The sequence below is a fragment of the Streptomyces sp. SID12501 genome (genome assembly GCF_010550245.1).
Classification (GTDB): Bacteria; Actinomycetota; Actinomycetes; order Streptomycetales; family Streptomycetaceae; genus Streptomyces.
The window spans coordinates 1-405 of the sequence record NZ_JAAGLU010000924.1 but is presented as its reverse complement, the minus strand read 5'-3'; the positions used below and the strand labels follow the sequence as shown (position 1 = coordinate 405).

At 77.3% G+C, this 405-nt stretch carries 1 protein-coding gene; it reads left to right on the top strand.

Translation table 11 applies throughout. The features are described 5' to 3' along the window. Positions 1-405 (top strand): KR domain-containing protein (locus G3I71_RS49160; protein WP_164325489.1); only part of this gene is annotated, 405 nt, incomplete at both ends.

Sequence of the window (405 nt, the reverse complement as noted above, 5' to 3'; positions counted from 1 at the left end):
ACCGGACCCGCCGACCCTCCGCGCCACCCCGAGCAGGCGCAGCTCTGGGGCCTCGGCCGGGTCGTCGGCGCCGAGTACCCCCAGCGCTGGGGTGGCCTCGTGGACCTGCCCGACACCCTGGACGAGCGCGCCCTCGACCTCCTCACCGCTCTCCTCGCCGCACCCGACGGTGAGGACGAGGTCGCCGTACGCGCCACCGGCACCCTTGCCCGGCGCCTCGTCCGGGCGGACACGAACACGACCGCCCCCGCCTCCGAGTACGTCCTCGCCCGCCCGCACGGGACCGTCCTGATCACCGGCGGCACCTGCACCCTCGGCGCCCACGTCGCACGCTGGCTCGCCCGGTCCGGAGCCGGACACCTCCTCCTCACCAGCCGCAGCGCCCTCGCCGACCAGGGCGCCGCC